The sequence below is a fragment of the Streptomyces bluensis genome, assembly GCF_014650715.1.
GTDB lineage: Bacteria > Actinomycetota > Actinomycetes > Streptomycetales > Streptomycetaceae > Streptomyces > Streptomyces bluensis.
On sequence record NZ_BMVM01000030.1, the window covers coordinates 1 to 23389 of the forward strand.

General features: G+C 68.5%; 12 protein-coding genes and 3 pseudogenes. 12 read left to right on the forward strand and 3 right to left on the reverse strand.

The window, feature by feature from the left end; translation table 11 throughout:
- Positions 1 to 573: 573 nt before the first annotated feature.
- From IE262_RS37355 to IE262_RS37405, 11 genes and pseudogenes are all read left to right on the forward strand, one after another.
- Complete coding sequence (locus IE262_RS37355) at positions 574 to 2967, forward strand: DEAD/DEAH box helicase (protein WP_189879999.1); 2394 nt, start codon at positions 574 to 576, stop codon at positions 2965 to 2967.
- A 64-nt stretch (positions 2968 to 3031) separates the two neighbouring features.
- A complete protein-coding gene (gene tap, locus IE262_RS37360) occupies positions 3032 to 5152 on the forward strand; it encodes a telomere-associated protein Tap (RefSeq protein WP_189880002.1) in 2121 nt (706 codons plus the stop codon).
- Positions 5153 to 5155: 3 nt separating this feature from the next.
- Entirely contained in the window at positions 5156 to 5716 is a 561-nt protein-coding gene (gene tpg / locus IE262_RS37365; RefSeq protein WP_189880004.1) for a telomere-protecting terminal protein Tpg, read from the forward strand.
- Positions 5717 to 5917: 201 nt separating this feature from the next.
- A complete protein-coding gene (locus IE262_RS37370; RefSeq protein WP_229877925.1) occupies positions 5918 to 7306 on the forward strand; it encodes a TniQ family protein in 1389 nt (462 codons plus the stop codon).
- Positions 7307 to 7613: 307 nt separating this feature from the next.
- Positions 7614 to 8323, forward strand: a pseudogene (locus IE262_RS37375) (TnsA-like heteromeric transposase endonuclease subunit).
- The gene (locus tag IE262_RS37380; protein WP_189880006.1) at positions 8320 to 10572 is read left to right on the forward strand and encodes a TnsB C-terminal domain-containing protein; all 2253 of its coding nucleotides are present in this window, start codon (positions 8320 to 8322) and stop codon (positions 10570 to 10572) included. Before IE262_RS37375 ends, IE262_RS37380 begins: the two are co-directional and overlap by 4 nt.
- Before the next feature lie 173 nt (positions 10573 to 10745).
- Positions 10746 to 11261: pseudogene (locus tag IE262_RS40010) on the forward strand (TniB family NTP-binding protein); the annotation flags it as partial.
- A 254-nt stretch (positions 11262 to 11515) separates the two neighbouring features.
- Positions 11516 to 11761: pseudogene (locus IE262_RS40305) on the forward strand (helicase associated domain-containing protein); the annotation flags it as partial.
- A 9-nt stretch (positions 11762 to 11770) separates the two neighbouring features.
- Entirely contained in the window at positions 11771 to 14980 is a 3210-nt protein-coding gene (locus IE262_RS40310) for an ABC-three component system protein (protein ID WP_268249653.1), read from the forward strand.
- A complete protein-coding gene (locus tag IE262_RS37400; RefSeq protein WP_189880010.1) occupies positions 14973 to 15452 on the forward strand; it encodes a three component ABC system middle component in 480 nt (159 codons plus the stop codon). Before IE262_RS40310 ends, IE262_RS37400 begins: the two co-directional genes overlap by 8 nt.
- 4 nt (positions 15453 to 15456) lie before the next feature.
- Positions 15457 to 17421: a DUF3732 domain-containing protein gene (locus IE262_RS37405; RefSeq protein WP_189880011.1), complete on the forward strand. Its 1965-nt coding sequence runs from the start codon at positions 15457 to 15459 to the stop codon at positions 17419 to 17421.
- A 134-nt stretch (positions 17422 to 17555) separates the two neighbouring features.
- Here the strand turns inward: IE262_RS37405 and IE262_RS37410 are convergent, their stop codons facing one another.
- A complete protein-coding gene (locus IE262_RS37410; protein WP_308432841.1) occupies positions 17556 to 19358 on the reverse strand; it encodes a DUF6119 family protein in 1803 nt (600 codons plus the stop codon).
- Between the two features lie 52 nt (positions 19359 to 19410).
- On the opposite strand from IE262_RS37410, the gene IE262_RS37415 reads away from it, so the two are divergent.
- Complete coding sequence (locus IE262_RS37415; RefSeq protein ID WP_189880015.1) at positions 19411 to 19554, forward strand: hypothetical protein; 144 nt, start codon at positions 19411 to 19413, stop codon at positions 19552 to 19554.
- Between the two features lie 94 nt (positions 19555 to 19648).
- On the opposite strand, the gene IE262_RS37420 is transcribed toward IE262_RS37415, so the two are convergent.
- Positions 19649 to 20080 carry a helix-turn-helix domain-containing protein gene (locus IE262_RS37420; protein ID WP_189880016.1) on the reverse strand — a complete coding sequence of 144 codons (432 nt, stop codon included), beginning with the start codon at positions 20078 to 20080 and terminating at the stop codon, positions 19649 to 19651.
- A gap of 576 nt (positions 20081 to 20656) precedes the next feature.
- Complete coding sequence (locus IE262_RS37425) at positions 20657 to 23359, reverse strand: hypothetical protein (protein WP_189880018.1); 2703 nt, start codon at positions 23357 to 23359, stop codon at positions 20657 to 20659.
- Between the last annotated feature and the right edge of the window lie 30 nt (positions 23360 to 23389).

The following is a 23389-nucleotide window of genomic DNA, read 5'->3' on the forward strand; positions in this document are numbered from 1 at the left end:
CCCGCGGAGCGGGATATGCAGCGCTGGCGCGCTGCATAGGGAGCAGCTCCGCTGACGCTCCGCCAGATTCCCGCGCAAGCGCGGGAATCGAATTCCGCAAGCGGAATTTTGAGTGCGTGTCAATTCGCGCAAGCGCGAATTGAGGGAATCCCGCAAGCGGGATTCCTGGGGCTGGCAGTAAGAGGTGGGTGCATCACGCGCTGGGCTGTGTAGGGTCAGGGATTCCCAGCTACTCCCTCTGCCAGGAATGTGACGGACTGTCGGTCTGACGAGGTGCCGGCTTTGTTGTAGTGACGGGTTCCGCTGCGCTCCACCCTGGACCCCTCCCCCACCGTCTGCCTGTCCCGGCATGTTCACCTATCGCCCTGTCAGCATAGAGGACAGTCGACTGTTCGTGGGTGAGATCGAGTCAGGTGCCACCCTCGGGTTGAAGTTGACGTACAGGTGATGCATCACGAGTCGTGACTGTGTAGAGTCTGGGATCAGATGCTACACCCCTACCGCCGCGCGCCTTGCGCCTGAATTCTATTTGCTATTACGCGTCGCATTCCGCGAAAAAGGAGAACACGGGGCATGGCTGTGAAGCTGCGTGATCACCAGATCGAGGCCGTTGCCGCCATTGTGCGGGGTCTTGATGTTCCGCCGGGCGGTGTTCCCTGGAATGGTCTTCGTGGGCAGGTACACGCCGCGTGTGGCACGGGGAAGACGATTATGGCCGCAGCGTCGGCGAAGCGGCTTGCGCCCAGGGGCCGCGTTCTCGTGTTGGTGCCGACGCTGGATCTGCTGGCGCAGACGGTGAAGGCGTGGCACGAGGTTGGGCACAGGGGGCCGGCGGTTGCGGTGTGTTCGCTTCAGGACAATCCGCAGTTGTGGTCGTTGAAGGTACGCTCCACGACGAACCCGATCCAGTTGGCGCTGTGGCACGGGCAGGGGCCCGTGACCATCTACGCGACCTACGCCAGCCTGGGTGTCCTGGCGGAGGCGTTCGAGGGTGTCTACGGTCAGAAGCTTGATCCACTAGACCTCGCGGTAGTTGATGAAGCCCACAGGACAAGTGGCTCAATGGGTAAGGCGTGGGCGGACATCCACGACCAGAGGGTCATCCCGGCCTCCCGGCGGCTGTACCTGACGGCGACGCCGCGGATCTGGGAAGAGCGGCTCAACCGCGAAGTCGCCGAAGGGGTGCGGGATCCGCTGCCGCGGGAGATGGCGGCGTCCATGGATGACGAGAAGGTCTTCGGGCCCGTCCTGTACAAGCTCTCACTCGCCTCGGCCGTCTCCCGGGGTCTGCTGGCGCGGTACCAGATCATCGTCCTGGAGTTGAAGGACCCGGTCGTCACGCCCGAGCGGCTGATGGGCGAGGAGCGGCACACGGAAGAGGTGCGGGGGCAGCGGCTCGGGGCGCTGCAGGCTGCGCTGTTGCACACGATGGCGCAGCACGGCCTGTCGACGTGCATCACCTTCCACCACCGGACCATCGAGGCTCAGGCGTACGCGGAAGGTCTGGAGCGAGTTGCGGCGAAGCTGCACGCCGACCAGCCGGAGAAGTACCCGGCGAAGATCTGGGCGGACTGGCTGTGTGGCGAGCACGTCCCGGAGCGCCGGCGAGAGGTTCTGGGTTCGTTCGGGTCGACGGCGCAGCGGGCCGTGCTCTCGAACTGTCGCGTTTTGGGTGAGGGTGTCGATATTCGAAGTGTGGATTCGGTTGCCCTGCTGGACCCCAAGGGTGCGCCGCACGACATCGTCCAGGCCATCGGCCGGGCGCTCCGTCAAAAGCCCGGACAAGGGAAGTTGGCCTCTCTGATCGTGCCCGTCTTCCTCCAGCCGGGAGAGCAGCCCGAGGACATGTTCACCTCCGGTTCCTACCGGCCCCTGGTGAAAGTCCTGGAAGGCCTGCGGGCCCACGATGAAGAGGCCGTGGAACTGCTCGCCATTCCACAGGAGCCGCAGAAAGACGTCGCGCAGCCGTCCGTGAACATCGGTGTCGCCCCAGAAGAGGGCGAGGACGAGTCTCGCCTGCTGCTGCGTTTTGCCGCTCCACGCGACCCGGTGATGGTCGCGGACTGGGTCTCCTTCAACGTCATCGACACCGAACGCCAGGACTGGGCCCGCGGCTGGGCGAAGCTGAAGATGTACGTCGAACGGGTCGGGAACGCGAGGGTGCCCTACGGACACCGCGAGGGCGCGACACCACTTGGACAATGGGTCGCGGAACAACGACGCGCCTACGCAGCCGGGCAGATGACCGGCCAGCGCGCCCGACGGCTCGAGCAGCTCGGCATGGTCTGGTCGTCGGCCGATGAACGGTTCCAGGAGAACCTCGAAGCCGCCAAGGCCTACCACGCCCAGCACTGGACACTCTGCGCCCCCCGCACCGCGACCATGCTGGGCAAGCCGTTGGGGATGTGGCTCGCGAATTTGCGGCGACCCGGCGCGCTGGAGGATCACCCCGAATGGAAGACGGCACTGGAGGCCGTAGACGAGGACTGGAACCCGGAATGGCCGGCCGACTGGCAACGCCACTACGCAGCACTACGCGAACTGGTCGCCGACGAAGAAGGCCAAGGCGGCAGGGTGGAGGTCCTGCCCGGCGTCACCGTCCACGGCATGGACATCGGGAAATGGCTCGCCAAGCAGCGCAAGCCCGAGGTCTGGCAGACCCTGACGGACGGGCAGCGCGAGCGCCTAGAGCAGCTCGGCATCGTGCCGCTGGCCCCGGAGCCGGAGGAGCCCACGAAGCCATCCACGACGCCCATGAGCGCCTTCGAGCGGGGCGTAGCGGCCCTGGCCCAGTACAAGGCCCGGGAGGGCTCTGTGACCGTCCCACGGGGACACGTAGAACGGCTGGAAGACGGCACCGAAGTCCGGCTCGGAGTATGGCTGACCAACACCAAGACCCGCCGGGCCAAGCTCACGGACGACAAACTCACCACACTCGCCACGCTGGGACTGGGATGGGCGCTGTAGGGTTAAAGAGTGGGATAAGTTGTTGGTTAAGAAGACTCAGGTTCTGACGTGAAGGTGCAGGGAAATGGCATCTGAGGAAGAGCTGTTCGCGTCCGTCGACGCTCTGCTGAACGAGGAGCCGCACCTGCCTCCGCCGGCGGAGCGTGCCCGGCTGCGTGAGGCTGCCGGCATCACGCAGGCCCGTCTCGCCACCGCGTTGAAGACCACGACCCAGTCGGTGAAGAACTGGGAGAACGGCCGCAGCGAGCCGAAGTCGCCGCGCCTGGACGCCTACCAGCGGCTGCTGAAGGGGTGGGCGGCGAAGTATCCGGCTCCCGGTGCAATTGCGGCTGCGGCTGCGGCTGCCGCGACGGTGCCTGCGGCATCCGCGGCGGCTGCCGGACCGACTGCGTCCGCGGTGGAGACGACAGACGCCCCGCAGACGCCTGCTGTCCCCACAGCGGGGCCGGCCCGTCTGGGCGCCCGGCCCGCCGCGGCAGCGCGGCGTCCGGCCGCGGCGAAGGCGGCGCAGCCGGCAGCCGATCCGCGCTTCCCGCACGGCCCGCTCGCCGTCCTGGACGGTGACGGCTCCGCGTACGTCACGGGCGGCATCGTGCTCGACTGCCCCGCGGCCACCGTGGTGGAGCTGGTGGAGTGGACGCTCAAGGAATCTGGGCTCGGTGCGCCGCGCCTGCACCGCAACGGCAAAGACAGCGACCCGCTGATCGTGCTCACCGCCGCGGCCGCCGTGAAACTCGGACTGCCCGAGCGCCTGGAAGGCCATGAGCAGCGCCGCTCCCTTCGGCTGCCGGAGGACCACCCGGTGGTCAAGCAGGTGGTGAAAGCGAAATGGCGGCTCACCCAGCGCGGGTTCGGCCCGTGGGCAAGGATCTACCGCAAAGTCCAGGGGCGTGAGCGGCAGTGCGTGCAGTTGGCGATCCTGTCGTGGGACGCCCTGGACGAGCGGTCCTGGCCCGGAGTTGCGGAGATGGAGCCGGCCGACATCGCGCGCGTCCTAGGCGTGTACGCCCAGCGGGTCATCACCCCGCGCGGCTCCACCGCCGTGTCCGGCCTGGAACTGATGACCGCGCTGCGCCCGCCCACCCGCGCGGTGCAGGACCCTCAGACGGGAAACTGGGTGCCCGGCCACAACCCCGGCTCGCTCGGAACGGAGCCGATGGACCCGGCCCCGCCGGAGGCCACCCCCGAACACCCCGTCGTCGTCGACAGCGGCTGGAACGGCGGGTTCCTGAACGAGGAGGCGTACCAGTGGGTGCGCGACGTCAGCCTGCTGACGGATGAGGAGTGCACACTGCCGTACGCGGTCGGCCTGGACCTGAACACCGCCTTCCTCGCCGCCGCGGCCCGCCTCGTCGTCGGCCTGAGCGCGCCCGACCACTTCCACGCCCCCACCTTCAACCCGAAGATCCCCGGCTCCTGGCTGGTGGATCTGTCCCACGTCGAGGTGGACCCGCGTCTGCCCTCGCCGTTCACGCCGGACGGCACCCGGCCGACGGGACCGGCCTGGTACCAGACGCACACCGTCGCCTACGCCCAGGAACTCGGCTACAACGTGGAGCCGATCGAGGCCTACCTGCGCCGCGAGACCGGCGCCTACCTCGACCCCTGGCACGACCGCCTCAAGGCCGCCTACATCGACACCTTCGCCGATCTCGGCGTCACCCGGGACCTGGACGACCGCGCCTTCCTCACCGCGATGGAGCAGCACAAGGACGCCGACCCGGCGATGGCGGCCGTCCTGGCCGCCATCAAGGCGACCGTCAAGGGCGGTATCGGCAAGCTGCGCGAGCGCCCGCAGGGCAAGAAGTACCAGGAGGGTGAGCGGTGGCCGGCCCTGCAGCGGCCGACCTGGCGCCCCGACATCCGCGCCGCCGTCATCTCCAAGGCCCGCATCAACATGCACCGCAAACTACGCAACATGGCCACCATGACCGGCCTGTACCCGCTGGCCGTGCTCTCCGACTGCGTCGTCTACCCCTCACCGGGCGACTCGCCGCTGGACTTCCTCCCCTACGCCGCCTCTGGCAAGCCCCAGCCCGGCGGGTTCCGCCTCGGACTCACCCCGGGCCTGGCCAAGCTGGAAGGCGTCCAGTCGATGCTGTGGGCGGTCGACCTCATGGAACAGGGCTACAACCCCGCCCGGCACATCAAGGGCGGCGACGCCGTCCTGGACGAAGGAGAGTAGGCCGTGGCCGGAGAGATCGACGACGCGATCGAACGGGCCGACCGGGAGAGCTTCACCCGCCAGCCGCCCAAGGCCCTCCAGGCCCGCATCAACTTCCTGATCAAGCAGCTCAAGACGACCAAGGCCGTCGCGGCGGAACTCGGAGTCAGCCAACGGTCGGTGGAGCGATACCGCAAGGGCGAACGCAAGCACCCGCCCAAGGCGATCGCAGACCGGATCGACGACGCGGTACGGCAGCGGTGGCAGCCTCAGGTCCGCAAACGCCGACAGAAGCAGGCCGCCACCGCGACCGGGATTACGGTGGAGACACGGGCCCGGTTCGGGTATACCGCGCCCATCGGCACGACCGACGACGGGCGCTTCCGGCGCCTGACCGTGCATCTCCCCCCGGCGTACGCGCAGCGCCTGTTCGACGCCCGCAACACAGGCGCCAGCGACCAGCAGATGCGCCAGATCATTGCCGAAGGATTCAAAGACATGTACTTCCAAGACGGCGGCAGCCGCGCCCTGGGACTCTCCGACGTCACCCTCAACGACATCGACTACCTCGACCTCGGCTACTGACCTGACGCTGGCGCACACAGTGACTCAGCGGGGGCTTTCCGCAGTGAAGTTGGGCGGTGACCTCTAGCCTTGTGCAGTCGGCCCTCGGAACCCGGCCAGCCCGCCGGACGCGAGCCACCCAGGCAGGAGCCGCGGGCTGGCTGTGAGGCGCGTGTGGGGCTGGCACCGAGCAGGAGCAGGAAACGGCATCGGGGGTGTGGTGTGGCAGCGGGGGTGTTGCGGACCGTGCCGCTGGCCGGGGAGCTGACCGCGTCGTTGATCAGCCGTGTGGCGGCCCGCTACGGTCTCCCGACCGCCGGTGTGCTGCGGCTGTGGACGTGCCGCAACTCCCCCGCCCGGCACGACGGCGGCGGTGCGCGGGCGGACGCTGAGGTCGTCCTCAACGGGGCCGGGCGGCGGGTGCTCGCCGAGCTGTGCAGGGTGGAGCCCAAGGTACTGGCGCGCGCTTTGCCTGCCTTCACCATGGACGACCCCAAGATCAGCACCGGCCGGGAGGCCGGGGTGGCACAGGCACGGTGGCGGGCGGCGGGCACGGTGGCGGGTCCGGCCGCGTTCGGCTGCCGGCTGTGCACCGCGCGGCGCACCGGACAGGCACTGCGGGCGGTGCGGTATCTGCCGCGCTGGCAGCGGGTCTGCCTGCGGCACGGGCGCTGGCTGCTGGACGCGGACGCCGACCAGCCGCTGGAACACCTCGATGTGCGCGGCGCGGCGGAGGTGGTGGCCGCGCAGCGGCGGTGGACGGGCGTGGCGCGGCGTGCGGTGCGGGCCGGGGTGGAGCCGGAGCAGGCGTTCACGCTGGCGCATGCGGTGGTGGCCCGCTGGTGGGAGCAGGCCCTGTCCTGGGAGCAGGAGGAGATCTGGCCGCGCCGTCTGCACCATTTGGCGGGCGGCAGCGTGGGGTCACGGCTTGCGTGGTGGCGGATCGTGGGCCGGGACGCGGCGATCTTCCCGGAGGTGGTGGCCGTGGCGCAGGCGCTGCTGGAGCCGGCGATGGCCGAGGTGGCCTGGCAGGCAAGCGGCGGGATGCGGCCTCGGGTGCGGGGCGCCGACGATGCGTTCTGTTACCGGCTGGGCGAGCGGGTGGGCCGCACCTGGCTGGGACCCAAACTTGCGGCCGACCACGGCAGCCCGCTGAACGGCTGGAGGGGTGCGATCGTGCGCGCCCGCCGCCACGAGACGGGACCGCCGGGCTGGCGGGAGGATCCGTGGCACCTGAAGCGGGAAGAGCAGCCCGCCACGATGGCCGGCCAGTTGCGCGTCATGGCGGCAGAAGCCCAGTCGGGCGGCTCGGGTACCCGGTGGCGGGCCACCGTTCCTGCCGAACAACGGTTCCGGATCACGCAGTTGGTCGACGAGGCGCGCGAACAGTTGGTGGAGTTGCGCGGCGTGCACAGCGGCACCACCGCCGAGGTGGCCCGCACGCTGCTGGAGCACCTCAGTCAGAGTGCCGAGCTGATCGACCGGGCCGTGCTGCATACCGCCGCCGCGGCCGTCGCCTCCGGGGTGGCGCTGGAGGAGGTGGCGCAGTGGTCCCGTCTGCCCGCCGAGGAGCTGGCCGCGGTGTTCGCCCTGGGTGAGGGCGAGGACTGACACAACGGCCTGCAATGGGCACGTGAAAGTGCGGGACTCTGCACTGACACCGGTGCCCGGGCGCGGCACCCTGGGTGCCGCGTGCAGCCCAACATCCGGCGGTTGCACCGATGTTGCGGTTACCGGCCGGTTCTCCTGCGCGGCAGGCCAGGCATGGCGTTGTGTGGAGTACGTGATCATCGACAGCAGCCGGGAGGCCGCATCGTCTGCGGTGCCCGAGGCCGGGTGCCGCATCCCCGAGCCGCACAGTACGGGTGGTGCTGTTCGAAGCGAAGAGGCTGCGCCTGTAGACGCCGGCCTGATCGATGTGCGCTTTCGAGACCCTCTGGGGTGCTCGCGTCAGGTCCCGTGGCTTGAGGCTGCGCAGGACGTCGTCTTCGAGGAGAACCCTGCGGTACGGCCTTTCCCCGTCCGGCACGGGCGGCGCGTTGCTCCGGGCTGGTGGTGGTCGTCGACGACCGGGCGGCTGGTGGCGTACGGGTCCGGTGTCATGCGGACCCAGCTCATGCTGCTGGACCGGGAACCTGCGGTCGTGGCGCTGGCCTGCCGGCCGGTGGAACTGGTGTGGCGTGAGGAAAGCAGGGTCGTCGGTCATGCGCCGCAGCTGATGGCCAGGCTTCAGGACGGCAGCGGCCTGTTGCTCACTGTGCGGGACGCAGCGGACCCTCTGCCCGGCTGGCGGCGCGGGCACGGGTTGTGGCGGCTGCCGCCAAGGCGGTGGGCTGGTCCTACCGGCTCGCGGGGCCGCCGGATCCGGTGCTGGTGGCCAATGTGCGGTGGCTGGCGGGTTACCGGCATCCCCGGTACGCCGCAGGGCCGTGGATGCCGGCTCTGCTAAAGGCCTTCGGCAGTCCGCGGCCAGCGGTGGAGGCGGTGTGTGAGCTGGGGGATCCGATCGCCGTGTGGCCCGCGGTCTTTCACGCACTGTGGAGCGGTGTGCTGCGAGTACGGCTGGACGAACCGCTGCACGAGCGCGTGGTCGTCTCGGTCGCACGGCAGGAGGCCGAAGCGGCGTGACGCAGGCGGTTGTCGAGGTCGGGGCGCGCCTTCGCTACGACGGACGGGTATGGACGCTCGCCGTGCTGGAAGGCGCCCGGGCCACGCTGGTGAGTGACGAGGGCGCCTCGGCGGTTGTGCTGCTGCCCTACCTGTTCGCCGATCCGTCCTTCGAGGTGGAAGGCAGGCCGGCGCCGGGGAAGGTGCCGCCGTTCGGGCTGCTGGAGGCGCTGCCGGTGGAGGTGCGGCAGCGGGCTCTGGCGTGGCAGCGGCATGTGCGGGAGGTGGAGACCGGCTTTCCTGACGCGGTCGGGCAGGGCACCCCGCGTGAGCAGTTCGATCCGGCAACACGGAGCCTGGCGCAGCGGGAACGGGCGAAAGCCAAGGAGTTGACGGCGGCGGGCTGGGCGGCGAGTGCGGCGACGGTGCGCCGGATGCGGGCGCGCTACCGCAGCGAGGGCTTGTGGGGGCTGGTGGACGGCCGGACGGTGCGGGAGCGGTCGGCGGTGGGGCGGGCCGATGAGCGGGTGGTCGCGGCAGTCAGGCAAGTGCTGGAGGGGCAGCGGGAGCGGTCGACGGGCACGCTGGTGCGGCTGCGCCGCCGGGTGGGGTGGCTGCTGGATCAGGAGTACGGCGCCGGGGTGGTGGCTCTGCCGCCGGCGTCGACGTTCAACCGGCTGGTGCACGCAGTGGCCGACGGGCAGGGCCTTTTGGGGACGGCGGCGCAGCGTCGGTGGCATGCGTCGCGGCCGGCGCCGCCGTTCATGCCGACGGTGGCACTGCGCCCGGGTGAGCTGGTGATGCTGGACAGCACGCCGCTGGATGTCCTGGCGGTGCTGGACGACGGTGTGACCGGCCGTCTTGAGCTGAGCATCGCGCTGGACGTGGCGACGCGCAGCATCTGCGCGGCGGTGCTGCGGCCGGTGGGCACGACGTCGGTGGACGCGGCGATGCTGCTGGCGCAGATGGTGGTGCCGACGGCGATGCGGCCGAGGTGGGACGCGGCGCTGTCGATGCAGCGGTCGGTCATCCCCTACGAGAGGCTGATCGCGTGGGACGCACGGCTCGAGGGGGCGGCTGCCCGGCCGGTGATCATGCCGGAGACGGTGGTGGTGGACCAGGGCCGGGTGTATGTGTCGGCTTCGTTCGTCTCGGCGTGCGAGAGCCTGGGGGTGTCGGTGCAGCCGGTGCCGCCGGCGAACGGCCCGGCGAAGGGGAACGTGGAGCGGACCTTCCGTGCCATCGCCGACGGGTTCAGCCAGTACCTGCCGGGCCACACCGGCTCGGATGTCTCCCAGCGGGGCGCGGCCGCGGAGCAGGATGCCTGCTGGAGCCTGACGCAGCTTCAGGAGCTGCTGGACGAGTGGGTCATCTGCGGGTGGCAGGAGCGCCGGCACGAGGCGCTGCGGCACCCGATGATGCCGCGGGTCGCCGTCTCACCTAACGAGATGTGGGCAGCTTTGGTGGCGTTGACGGGGCATGTGCCGGTGCCCTTGTCCGCCGACGATTACGTCGAGCTGTTGCCTCTTCGCTGGCAAGCGATCAACGACTACGGCGTCCGCTTCGGCTACCGCACCTACGACCACCCCGGCCTGAACCCCTACCGGCGCCGCCGCTCACCGCGGGCGGACAATAACGGACGGTGGGAGGTCCACCACAACCCCTACGATCCGAACCGGGTGTGGGTGCGCCTGCCCGAGGGATGGCTGGAGGTGCCGTGGGTCCACGCGGGGGCGGTTAGGCGCCCGTTCACCGCGTTCACCTTCGACCACGTCCGCCGAACCGTGGAACGCCGGCATGGCCGTGAAGAGCACGAGGCGGCGATCGCCCAGGCACTGGATGCGCTGCTACGCCGTGCCAGCCAGGGACTGGGCAGCAGGCGAGAGCGGACAGTAGCCGCCCGGGCCCAGGCGGCCGCGCAGATGACCGATCCCTCCCCCGCCACCACCCCGCAGCAGTGGCCTGCGCCTCTGGCGCCGGGGGCCTCGTTCGGGCTGCCCGGCTCCTTCACGGTCCCGCTCGAAGATGGCGACGGCTGGGACGCCGACGACAGCCTGGACGACATCGAGGATGACCCGGACGGCGAGGACTACCTTCTCGCCGCCCTCGCCGACGGCCAGGACGCCGCGGCAGACCACGCGGATGAGGCCGAAGCATCCGAGCCGACGGCCGAAACGGCCCGGGACCAGGCCGCTGAGCAGACGCCGGACGCCGCCGGGGCGGGCGGCCTGCGCATCTACGACCCGTACCAGGAGGCCCAGGCATGGTGACAGCGGCGCAGCCCGCCACCACGAGCACTTTCAGTCCGCTGACCACGTGGGACGGATGGCAGCAGTTCGTCGACACACCCCACGCACCGGCACGGGACGCCGACGACCAGGAATGGACGCTGGAGCAGCGGGAGGACTACCACGCACGGTTCGTGGTGCTGAAAACTCCCGCGATGGACACCATCTCCACCGCGGTACGCCGTCTGCTGCTGCTCAACCGCGGCCAGCAGGGCGGAGCCCGGCGCGGCCTGATCATCTCCGGGCCGGCGACCACCGGGAAGACCACCGCGATGCAGCAGCTCGGGCGCACCGTGGAACTCGCCGACCGGCGCCGCCACCCGAACCAGGACGGGCGGCTGCCGGTGCTGTTCATCACCGTGCCGCCGTCCTCCACTCCGAAGATGCTCATCAGCGAGTTCGCCCGCTTCCTCGGCCTGCCCGCCCTGGAGCGGATGAACCAGATCCAGATCACCAACGCCGTGTGCGAGCTGCTGTGCGAGATGGGCACCCAGCTGGTCCTGGTCGACGACGTACACCTGATGGACACCCGCAGCCGGGCCGGTGCCGAGACCTCCGACCAGCTGAAGTACCTCGGTGAGCGGATCCCGGCGACCTTCGTCTACTCCGGCATCGACGTCGAATCCTCGCCGCTGCTGACCGGCGTGCGCGGCTCCCAGCTCGCTGGCCGCTTCAAAATCGTGCGCAACCAGCCGCTGCGCTACGGCAGCCCGGCCGACAAGCAGATCTGGCACGACCTCGTGCGCAGCATGGACAGCGCCCTGCGGCTGCGCCATCACCGGCCGGGCACGCTGGTCACGCACGCCGCCTACCTGCACGCCCGCACCGGCGGCCGCATGGGCAGCCTCTCCCATCTCATCCGCGAAGCCGCTCTGGTCTCGCTGCTGGACGGCACCGAGAAGATCACCAAGAATGGACACTGCACATGGCGCACCGGCCCCGGCCTATCGCCCGGGAACTGCGGGCCTACCGCGACGCCGCCCACAAGTTGGAGAAGGCAGCGGGCGGGACGCGGCTTCACCTGGGACTTCGGCACAGGTCGGATCAGGCGTTCACCACCGGTCTGGCGCACGCCCGCGCCTACGCCGCCGTCCACGGCCACCTCGCCGCACCGATCCACAGCCGCTTCAACGGCTTCGCCCTGGGCCGGTGGCTGTCGAACCACCGGAAATTCCCCGCGATGCCACCCGAACACGTCGCGGAACTCGAGACGCTGGATCCGTGGTGGCGGCCGCCGTGGACAGTGATGTGGCAGCGCTTCTACTACCAAGCCCGCGACCACGTCCGCGCCCGCGGACCCTTGCGGCCCGAACACGGCTTCCCCACCACCGGCTTCGGCCTGGGCGATTGGCTCTACAACCAATGTGCCGGCTACGACACCCTGCACCCCGGCCAGCAGCGCCTCCTGGCCGACATCGGCCTCACCCCCGAGGCCGTACAGACAGCACGGCCCCGCCGCAAGCACATGGCCACCCACTTCCAAAGCGTCCTCGCCTGTGCCCGCGCCTACGCCGACACCCACGGCACGCTGGTGAACGCGACCACCGACACCGTCCAGGACGGGCTGAAGCTGGGGCAGTGGCTGTCCAACCAGCGCAGCAAGGACCGCGCCTACCAACTGCGCCACGGCACCCCCTCACCCCGGGCCCTGGCACTGTCGGCGATCGATCCCTGGTGGAACCCGCCCTGGACCCTGGAATGGCAGCGCTCCTGGCACCAGGCACACACTCACGTCCAAGGCGGCCACGTCCTGGACGCCGCAGCGGGATTCCCCGGCACCAGCAGCGCGCTCGCCACATGGCTGACCACCCAGTGCGCCCAGTACGACACCCTCCAGCCCGACCAGCAGGACCTGCTCGCACGTATCGGACTGACAGGGGAGACTGCTCGCAGCGCTGCCGCCCGGCCCGCCGAACGCGAGGCCGACTTCGCGGTCGGTCTCGGATACGCGCGCTCCTACCACGCAACGCACCGAACCCTCGCTGCCCCGATCGACACCGTCCACGACGGATTCCAGCTCGGGCGATGGCTGCGCCGGCAACGCCAGCACGCCCGCACCGACGCCCACCGGAGCGGGCCTCCGTCCACCCAGACGAAGGCGCTGGACAGGATCGATCCCTGGTGGTGCCCGCCCTGGAACCTGGCGTGGCAACGCGCCTGGCAGCACATCCACGACCAAGTCCGAGCCGGCCACCGGCTCGACGCCGACCACCACTTCCGCAGCTTCGCCCCCACCCAGCGCGCCTGGCTACGCCTGCAGCGCACCCACTACGACGACCTCCACCCCGACCAGCAGCGCCTCCTGGCCGACATCGGCCTCACCCGCGAGACGGCCCGCACCCGTCCCCTCACCCCGTACGCCGAGACCGCACTCACGCATGCCCGCGCCTACGCCGCGGCCCACCACACCCTGGCCGTGGCCTACTCCACCGCCCACGACGGCTTTCCCCTCGGCCGCTGGCTCAACGACCAACGCCAGCAAGCCCGACGCGAGACCACCCCCAACGCCCGCCACCAGGTCCTCACCGCGATCGACCCGTGGTGGAACCCGCCCTGGGACCTTGCCTGGCAACGCGCCTACACACGCGCCCGCACCACGCAAAGCCGCCCCACCGGCTTGCCGGCCGACGTAAGAAGCTGGATCAGAGCACAACACGCCGCCTGGACACATCTACGTCCCCAACAGCAACAGCTCCTGACCGACCTGGGCATCACCCCCACCGGCCGCCGCCGGACCAGCCGCGTCTACACCACAAGCCCCGGACTCGCCCACGCCCGGGCCTACGCCGCCCTGAACGGCCACCTCGCCTGCAGCAAAGACACCCACCACGACGACTTCGGGCTGGGCGACTGGCTGACACAAAAACGCCGCGCCGCCCGGCAAGGCCGCCTCTCCCCCACCACCACCCAAGCCCTCGAAAACCTCGACCCCTGGTGGTGCCCGCCCTGGCCCCACACCTGGCAACGCACCTTCCAGCAAGCCAAGCTGCACCAGCTCAACGGTCAGGACCACTCCCCCCGCCATCCAGCGCTGGACCGAGCGGCAACGCACCCGCTGGACCACCCTCCACCCCCAACAGCAGGAGCTTCTCTCCGCCATCGGCATCCACCCCAGATAGAACCGACAACAGCGGCGTCGCCATACGCATGTTCGATTAGTGTGGCGTTCTGGACAGGGCAATATCGGAATCGGGAGACTGTAGGCATGGCGTCCTCCGCACATGAGGCATCTGCGTCAGCCCTGGGCTATATCTTCCAGGCGCAGCTCGCCCTCCTTGAGCTGCTGCGGGGGCAAGAGGATCGCCCGGACGGGGCTATCAGCCTGGAGCTCCACGACGACGTTGCTTGGGAAGAAGACGGTCGGCCTGCTGAGCTGCTGCAGGTCAAGCACCACATCCGCAGTGTGCGGTCGCTCGGCGACAAGGACGACGACGTGTGGCGGACCATCCAGTCCTGGATGGACACACATGCCCCTGGCGACGAGTACGGTCCCGTGCTGACTCTGGTCACCACGCAGCAGGCCCGGCCGGGTACGGCTATGGCCGCGCTCAAGGTGCCCAATCCAGCACCCGCACAGGCCCTTGACCTACTCATCGCCGCCGCGCAGGAGTCGGACGCGAAGGGAACGAAGGACGCACGGACAGCTTTCCTGGCCCTTCCGCCGGCGCAGCGTGCCGTCTTTGTACAGCGGATGAGGGTCATCGACGGTTCGCCCTCCATCGACGACCTCGACGCGCAGGTGCGGGTGAAGCTCAGGGCCGCGCTTCCCGACGGGCACGCCGACTCCTTCATGCGGCAGCTGTGGGCGTGGTGGTACGAGCAGACCGTGGACATGCTGCAGAAGCGGCACACCAGCGTCTCCGTGACCCGGCTGATGCAGCGCATCAGCCGCATCCGCGACGACTTCACCTCCGACAGACTGCCCACACTGGTGGACCGTGAGGACTTCCCACAGGAGGCCGAGACCGAGCTGGCCGATGCCTGCTTCGTCCACCAGTTGCGCTGGGTGGGCGCCGGCCGCCAGTTGAACAAGGCGATGGTGGACTATTACCGCGCCTACACCCAGACCGTGGCCTGGCTCGAAGACGACCTGGTGGACCTGGATGAGCTGGCACCGTTCGAGGACAACCTAGCCGACGAGTGGCAGCGGGAGTTCGACTGGATGCTCGACGACCTGGGTGAAGATGCCACCGACCGGGAGCAGGAGCAGGCCGGCAAGGCACTGCTACGCAAAACCCTGGACCAGACCCGGTACCGAATCCGTGAAGCGTACGACGAGGCGTTCTTCTCCCGGGGCAAGCACCACGAGCTGGCCGACCGCGGACGGGTCGGATGGCACCCCAACTTCGAGGAACGGGTGAAGAACCTGATCAGGGCCGCCCGTGCCTAGCTGGAGCCAGCGGCCGCAAGCCAGCGCCGCCTTCCTCAACCCTGCTCTCGTCGCCTCCGTCGCCGCCACTGCGGCACGCGACTACGAGCGGGAGGCCTCCGGCAGGCTGATGCCGTGGCCGATGGTCTTCGTCGTGGCCCCGCTGGTCCTGCACCGGCCCACGCGGCAAGCGCTGCCCACCTCGACGCGCACCCACCTGACGAAGTGGGTGGCAGACCACCCGGCACTCGTCGCAGGCCTTGCCGCGCGCAGCACCTCACTCGAGCCCTCCGTACGGGAAGGCCTGCGCTTCGGGCTGCGCCATCAGATGCTCACCATCGAGCAGGGGTCCCTCAGGGGCAGGATTCCGTCGACATCCCGCATCGAGGGCGAACTTGCCGATCTGATCAAGGCCGCATCGTTGATAGGCCGCTGGACTGCCAAGTCCGACAACCCTTCCACCGTCTTTGCGCTGCTGGGCGTGAGACCCTGAGCCGGTGCAGATCCGGTCGATCATCCTCTACAGCAAGAGCGGCGAAAAGCGCGTCCTGGACTTCCGGCTCGGCGAGCTCAACATCGTCACCGGCACCTCCCAGACAGGCAAGAGCGCGCTGCTCGACATCGTCGACTTCTGCCTCGGCAGGGACGAGGCCACGCTCCCGATCAGCCCGATCTTCAACACCGTCGCGTGGTACGCAGTCATCCTGCAGCTGCCCGACACCCGCATCCTCGCCGCACGGCCGGCGCCTCGCCCCGGCGCCAAATCCGTTACCAACGCCATGCTCGAAGTCGGCAGCGACCTCGGCATCCCGGAACTGCCCGACCTCCGCGTCAACACCGACTCCACCCAGCTGCGCCAGCAGCTCGGACGCCGGATCGGCATCGGAGACACCCGCAGCGAACCAGCGCCGGGAAGCCTGCTTTCCCCGCTCAGCGCCAACCTCGGCCACGCCGTCCTGCTCTGCCTGCAAAACCAGGATGAAGTCGCTTCCAAACGAGCCCTGTTCCACCGGCAGAACGAGCGCAGCATCCCCGAGAGCCTCAAGGCTACGATCCCTTACTTCCTCGGCGCAGTCCCCGAAGACCAAGCCGCGCTCCAGCAGCAGCTCACCCAAGCCAAACGAGCCCTCCGGCGCGCCGAGAACGACCTCAGAGCCGCCCAGGAAGCAAACCAAGGAATCGAGGCCCGCCTTGAGTCCCTGCTCGGTGAAGCCCGCGTCCATGGACTGCTCAGCAACAACAGCGTCGACACCTCTGACAGAGCGGCCGTCATCGAGGCGCTGCAGCAGGCTGCTTCCTTCCGGCCCACCCCGGACAACGCGGACGAGGAACAGCGGCGGCAGGAGCTCCTGCTCACCGAGCAGGCATCGGCTCTCCGGCGGCAGCTGCGCTCCCTCGCAGAAGAACGCCAGCTCCTGAACGACCTGGAGACTCAGGCCGCCGGCTACTCCGGTGCCGTCGCCCGCGGCATGTCACGTCTGTCGGCGCTCAAGCTCGTACCCGACGGCTTCCCCGGCGAACACAGCTGCCCCCTGTGCGGAAACGAGCTCGCCGAGCCCGACCCCACCGTCGCCGATATGCACGCCACCCTCGCAGACCTCCGAGGGCAGCTCGACAGCGTCCAAACCGTCCAACCCCGCCGCGAGCAGGCCCTCCGCGAGATCGAGCAGACGGCGACGCGTCTACGCGAACAGCTCCGCGGCATCGAAGGCGCCCTCAGCATCATCGCCGAACAGCGCAACCAGCAAGCCGGCCTCCTAGGACAGGCCGAAGCCCAGGCCTACACCCGCGGCAGGATCAGCGCCTACCTGAGCCAGATCAACACCGCATCCGACAGCGGACACCTCCAGCGCCTGACGTCAGACGTCGCCGTCGCCCAGCAGCTCGTCCAAGGCCTCGAAGAGCAGCTCGACACCGAGACCATCGACGACAAACTCACCCACGGGCTCAGCTACCTCAGCGGCAAGATGACCGGCCATGCCCGAACCCTGAAACTCGAACACGGCGACCGCCTGGTCCGTCTGGACCTCAAAAAGCTCACCATCGTCGCCGACACCCTCGAAGGCATCACCGAACTGCTCCGCATCGGCAGCGGCAAGAACCACGTCGGCTACCACGTGGCCGCCCACCTCGCCCTCCACCAGTACTTCGTCGCCAACAGCCGGCCCGTGCCCCGCTTCCTCATGCTCGACCAGCCGACCCAGCCCTACTACCCATCCGACATGGCCAAACAGCGTGGACGCCTGGAGGACATCGCCCTGGACGAAGACCGAGTGACCGTCACCCGCCTCTTCGAACTCATGCATCAGGTCGTCAGGGAGCTGTCTCCGAAGTTCCAGATGATCGTCAGCGACCACGCGGACCTGCCCCACGACTGGTACCAGGACTCCGTCCGCTACAACTGGCGCAACGGCGAAAAACTCATCCCCACCACCTGGCTCACCGACAACCCCACTCCGTAGCCAGGCACCCTCCCCACTCTCCACCGTCGGCATTTACCCCGGACAGAACCGACAACAGCGTTCCTCGACCGCGCCATCGTGCCACCGACTGACTGCTACTCGGCAGCATGCAGGCGAGGGTGCGGCCCCCTGCATCAGCGGCGGATAGCGACGACTTCGACCTCCGCGTTCATCGCGCGCAGCCGCCTGACTGCCTGGAGCAGCGAGACCTGGGCAAATGCGAAGAGCGAGTCAACACGGATGTCCTGGCCGTCCTTCAGAAGGATCCCGAAGACCACCCGGAGCGTGCCGAAGTCATCGAGTAGGCGGTGGTCCGGCGTGTGTGCGGCGACCTGGTCAAGGAATTTGGTCCGTACTTCAAGGTCGCTGCGCAGCGTCTCGACGGCGACCACGCCCTGGGCGAAGAGGTGGTTGAGGGGGGCCGTGCTGGCGGGTGCCTTCTTGATGCAGATCAGTTGGTTCTCAGGGCCGAGGACGTCGCAGATCTCCAGGCCTCCTCCCCTGAACTTCCCCGTGACGATGTCTTTCTTGTCGAAGAGCAGGTACCCGTCCGGCTTCGCCGCTTGGTGGTTGAACCAGTCCTCGTCGTGAGAGTCGCGGCCTTTGGAATCGAGTGGGCCCTTGGTCCAGCGCGGGAGGATGACCGTCTGCGGCTGGGTGAACAGGGTGGTGAGTTCTTCTTCCAGGGTCTCAAGGAAGCCGGCCCCTACCTCGAACCATTTTCCGTTGCCGTAGAACAGGCGGTCTGTGCCCATCGTGATGTCGGCGATGAGCCACTCTTTCCCGTTGGTGGTGACGCTGGCCGGGGTCAGGAAGTCGTCGTCGCTGAACATGGTGACCCGTACGTCGCCGAGGGCTTTGAGCCGTTCTCCCTCAGGCTTGTCCTGTATGAACTGCAGCAGGTGGTGCAGTTCCAGGTCGTTCGTCTCGATCGTGCGGGTGCCTCGTCTGGCGCGGAAGGCCTGGGCAGAGCTGTAGCTTTCCTGGCACGAGTCAGGAATCCCAATGGTCAGGCGGGGACTGTTGGGGTCCGCAAGGTGTTTTTCCAGGATGGCCTGGGCCTGCACCGCCTTTTGGCTGCGGCTGTCGAGGGTGTGGACCCTGTTGACAAAACGCAGTTGCGGCAGCGGATCAGGTCTTGCACACACGTCCTCGATCGCCTGCAGGTCGCTCAGGAACTGCTCCACGGTGGTGGCAAGGGGAAGCTTGATGGTGGCCTGTGAGCACTCGACGCGGACCTGTCGTGTCCTGCCGGCCTCCAGGGAAGTCAGCGACAGTCCGCTGACAGTGCCACAGATGCGGCGGACGACGGCACCGAAACGGTCCAGACCAAAGTCGTCGATCCGCTCGCCTCGTGACACCGAGTACTCGTCGACCCGACCTCTGCCGTCCATGATCTGGTTGCGGATTTTGATGACCCCGTCGTCGTCGAGGCAGCGGGTCGCGAACTCCAACCCGAACTCGTCGTCACGGAAGTAGGGGTCCAGCATGTGCTGCCCCACGCCGTAGCTCAGCGCGTAGGTGCCGCGGCCGGTGCGCATGAGAATGAGTCCCGCCGCGGCGCGGCTGCGTTCATTAACTTCCAGTCCGGTGATGGATTCCACCGCGCTGCACCAGTCGGCGCGCTCTCGGGGAACGCCTCCGGTGATCAGCAAACCCTCCATCCCCTGGCGGGTGAAGTCTCTGGCCTGGTAGTCCTCACTGTCGAGGTATCTCTCGCGGACGAACGTGCGTAGTTCCGGGGTGGTGCCCTCGGAGGGCCTGAGCCGGTGGAGGGTGGACTTACGGGTGGCGGATCGGGATGTGCGGCTACTACCCAAGACGGCCTCCACACGCGAAGCAGTTGAAGACACTACGAAAGCAGACAGGGTGCCGTCTTCACCACCGAACGGATCTATCCGGCCCCAAGGGGAATGCCGGACGGACGGAAGCTGCACAGAGCATCCACCGACAAGCTCCTCGAACTACCCACCGACGGCACCCAGGCTCATGGCCCCCTACACCGAACTCGCCGGCTTCCGCGTCTACTTCATCCACGTCCGCGTCCTGCCACCCACCACCGCCAGCAAAGCGGGCAAAGCCACCCGCGTCCCCCTCACCAAAGAGGACCTCACCAACCCCGACACCACCTGACCGGTCCCACCAAGTAGCAGCTCACTGGAACTGCGCAACACCCGGCCATCCCGCGCAAACGGCATACGCGCAGGTCAGACAACCACCACCCCGCTCAGAGCCACGCTCCAAGCACTCCAGGCACCGCCAAAATCACCCAGGAAATCTGAAAACCCTCAGCTCGCAGGCACAGCAGCAGCGCAGAAAAACTGGGCGACGACAACGCCTGGTCGATCTTTTTCAGATTGGCCGGCAGGGGGCGCTGCTGGCCCGTCCTCCACCGTGCGATGGTGCGCTCGGTCACGGTGACCTGGGCCAGCCGTAACCAGGCCAGTCCCTGCTCGTCCCGGGCCAGGTAGCGCAGACGGACGGCCAGGCCCCTCGGATGGCTGACCGGTGACAGACCTCTGTTGGCCGCCCGCTCGTCGAGGCGATGCGCCAGCGCGGACCCGCCGGATATGCCGGTGGCGCCGTAGCGCCCGAACCCCTCCTGCTGCGCGGGAGGCGGAGGGAGAGTGCTGGCGGTCGGAAGCTTCGCAGGTGCCATGGTCGGCTCTTCTGCCTTTCTGCCGTTGTCTTCGTGGCGCATAAAGAGCATGTCGCGGCTGCGTTTTGGATCACCATAGAGGACGGCAGACTGTGCCTGCAGCGGTATCCCCGACGGTTAACTCGCCTGCTTGCGGCGCGAGTTGAGCGCCATGCACGTATATGTGGCACGTAGACGGCGACGCGGCAGATGACGCCCATCTGCTTCAGTGCGGCGGCCACGTACAGGGCGAAAATTGTCTTGCCGGCTCCTGGGGTGAGCATGGCCAGCCAGGCACGCTTGTCCTTGCGGTCCGCCATGTACTGGTCGGCGGCCTCCTGCTGATAGTGCGCAGTTGGAGCCAGCGCACAGTGGCCGCTCCCCTGGCTGGAAGGCCGTCACACGCGGTGACGACGTGGCAGTGGACACGCCCACTGCCCCTGCTGCGCAGCTACGGCATGCCAGACCACGGGCAGCGCGGCATGTGGATCATCCTGGCGGTGGTGATGTACACGGGGCCAGCGCGAGTGGTCGAGTGGATCGCCGCTGGGGTGTTGACGCGTACGGGCGCGTGGTCGGGATGAGGGTTTGCTGTGTTCACCCCGGTCCGGGCCGCTCAAGGCGGGCCAGTTGTTCGATCAGGTGCTTCTGGTTGTTGATCTCTTGTGCCTGGCGGGACGGCACATGGTAATTGAGCAGGCTGTCGATCTCGGTGAGGGCCGTGGCGAAGTCACCAGCATGCGCGAGGACAACGGCGCGCTGGGCGCGCACCGCGAGGAGAAGGTCGGCGAGCCCTTGCCCGCGAGCTGCCGGCAGTAGGGCGTCGTCCAGGAGTTTCATGGCTTGGCGCAGGTCACCGAGTTCAACGAAGTCGTCGACGATGTCCTGTCCGATGGTGACGAAGTGTCGCCATGCCTGGGCTAGTTGGTAGAACTTCAGCGCGTGCAGAGCGGCCAGGCCGAAAGGCTGATCGAGCTGCCGTCGGCACCGCGCGCGCAGGGCCAGGCAGTCGGCGAGGCGCTTGCAGTCGTCCAGGTCCGTGTCCGCACTGCTCAGACGGGCGGCCACCTGCTCGACACTCGCTCCGACAATGTCATCGGCTTCAAGTCCCAGGTGCGCCATGTAGGTTTCCACCAGGTTGAGGGTGATGGTGTCTGCCTGTGCGTAATGTTCGGCCTGGTAGAGGCTTTTGGCCTGGTTGTAGCGCAGGATGCGTCGGGCGGCACTGTCCTTCGGCAGTGCGGCGCGGGCTGCGAGGTAGGCGGCGTTGAGCGCTTTGGTGTCGCGGTCGTAGGCATGCTGGTGCATCTGGTGGCCGGCCAGGACTACCGTTTCCCGGATGTCCCAGTCCTCGTGGTGGGTATCGGCGAGCGCGGTGAGTTCACCGGTCAACTGTTTGTGGGCCGCTGAGTCGCCGGCGTCGAGCGCGAGGGTGGCCAGCGCGTTCAGGGCATCGAAGCGGTCGATGGGACGGGCGGCGTGATCGTCGGCGACCATCTGCAGGGTCGGCTTGAGGTCGACGGCGAAGGACTGGTCGAAGAAGTAATCGTGGCTGGCGAGGGGCAGCAGCTGGTCGGTCTGCTCGGTGCGGGCCAGCAGGCGTGCCCAGCGGGCCAGGCGCCTTGGCTCGGCGCTGCCGCTGGTCAAGGAGTCGTGGAGGATGTCGCTGAGGGTGAGGTCGAGCTGGTGCTGGGTGTCGGCGTGCTGGGGGATGTAGTCGGTTGCGAGGGCGCGGGTGGCGTCGTGGAGGGTGGTCAGGCTGTCTCCGAGGCGCTGGACAACGCCGAGGCCAGCGAGGGTGCGTAGGCCGCGCGCGCAGTCTTTGGGGCCGAGGCCTGCGTCCTGGGCGAGGCGGTTGAGTTCGTCTTCGGCGAGAGGGACCTCGGCCAGCGCGAGCAGTGACGCGGTGGTCTGGGCCTGCGGGGCCAGGCCCTCGAAGGTCTCTTCGAGGATGAGGTCCTGAGCGGTGGGAGCGGTGTGCTGGCGGTCGGTGAGTGCCTGGCACATGCGGGCCGTGTCGTGGGCGTAGTGGTTCTGGGCCAGCAGGGCGGCGTTGCGGACGTAGAGGGGAAGGCCGCCGGTGAGGGTGATGAGGTGGGTGACGGTGGCCGCGTCGGCGGGAGCCCCGGCGTCTGCGAGGACTTGGGCCACCCGGTCGGCGTTCCAGCCGTTGAGGGATTCGCCGGTGATGCCCAGGTGTGCGGTGAGAGTGGTCTGGTCGGGGCGCGGCTGGCCCAGCAGGACGAGGCGGGCGGTGGGCAGCGCTTGGGTGATCTTCCTCAGCTCGGCGGCACTGAGGCAATGGACGTTGTCGAGGACCACGGCCACCGGTGTGCCGGTCAGGTGCTGATGGACAGCGCGCAGGAGGTCGATGCCGGAGGCATGCGGCAGACCGGTGCGCTGTTCGGCATTCAGGTGGCGGGCGGCCAGTTCACGGGCGAGGCCGCCGGCGACGGCGTCGGCGGCGAGCGCGGCAGTGTCGAAGTAGGTGAGGGGCTCGGGACAGTGCTGGGCGGCGTGGGCGGCCCAGGCGGTCTTGCCCGCTCCGGAGAAGCCGGTGATCAGGCGCACCCGGTCGTCGGTCAGCAGGTCTGGCTCATCGGCTTGGGGCAGGTAGTCGTGGGCGAGGACGGGGAACGCCTGCAGCTCCTTCACGAACTGCTCGTGCAGGTCCTCTACGGTCTCGGCGGTGAAGGCCTGGTCGCCGTGGCCAGTGCAGGCATAGACGACGCGGGCGGCGAGTTTCCACACGAGGGTCAGCGGCGCCAGCGAGGAGAAGGGGATCTGCGCGGCTTCGCGGGTGCACCAGGCGATGCCTTCCTCGAGGTCGCTCCAGGCCGGGGGAAGCCACCCCTGCGGCGGTGCCGTCTGCGGGGTCAGGACGGTGACGTCGTCGGGCCAGTCGGCTGCGGCAGTCTTCGTAGCCAGCTGCGGGCCGGGCGGCATGTTGGCCACGATGACCAGCTGCGGCTGTCCTGGGCGCTTGCCCTCGGCGTGACGGGCACGCACCGTTGCGAAGCTGTCGACCGCGCCGCTGACGTCTCCCCACTGCAGGGGCCTGCTACGGGTCTTGACCTGCAGGTACAGGTGGCGTCCGGGCAGTATGGCTTCGAGGTCTTCGTCGCGTTCCACCAGCAGCCGGTGCATGCCGGCCGTCTTGAAGCGCAGCAGGCAGGCGGCCGCGTACAGGTGCTGGTAGAGAAACCCCCGGTGCAGCGAGGTGATCCGAACCAGTTGGTCGGCATCAATGACCGTGTCGCCGTGCACGTCGGCATGGAAGCTTTCGGGGATTTCAGGCATGCGCTCATCCTTCCATCGCAGGCCGAACCG